We start from the raw sequence: 472 nt of genomic DNA, 5'->3' as shown, positions 1-472 counted from the left end.
AGCCATTATTGTGCTTCTTGGTATAATAGGTGGTGGGGTTGTGTCGATTGGACTAGTCTTTTTACAAATTTTCCTTAGAAGAGGAATTGAGTCACCAGAGCAACTAGAGGAAATCGGGATTAATGTCTATGCGAGTATTCCGGTAGCAGAGGCCTTTTCTAAACAAGCAATGCAGGCAGCAAAAACAATTAGTGTTAAAAAGAAAGCGAATAGTGAGTATTCTGCTGGATTTTTAGCTGTCGAGAACCCTGCAGATCTAGCTATAGAGGCTATAAGGGGATTAAGAACGAGCCTTCATTTCGCAATGTTAGAATCTCGAAACAACATCCTTATGATATCTGGTGCTAGCCCGAACGCAGGTAAGACTTTTGTTAGTACTAACTTAGCCGCAGTAATCGCACAAACTGGTAAGAAAGTTTTATTCGTCGATGCTGATCTACGCAAAGGATATACGCATAAACTATTTAATGTA

Annotated in this window: 1 pseudogene; it reads left to right on the top strand. The window is 40.0% G+C overall.

The features are described from left to right. Positions 1-472, top strand: a pseudogene (locus CWM53_RS08755) (tyrosine-protein kinase); the annotation flags it as partial.

It is taken from the genome of Klebsiella sp. A-Nf5 (assembly GCF_002810545.1).
GTDB classification, from domain to species: Bacteria; Pseudomonadota; Gammaproteobacteria; order Enterobacterales; family Enterobacteriaceae; genus Klebsiella; species Klebsiella variicola.
The sequence above is the reverse complement of the archived record's forward strand: the minus strand, read 5'-3'. Positions and strand labels throughout refer to the sequence as shown.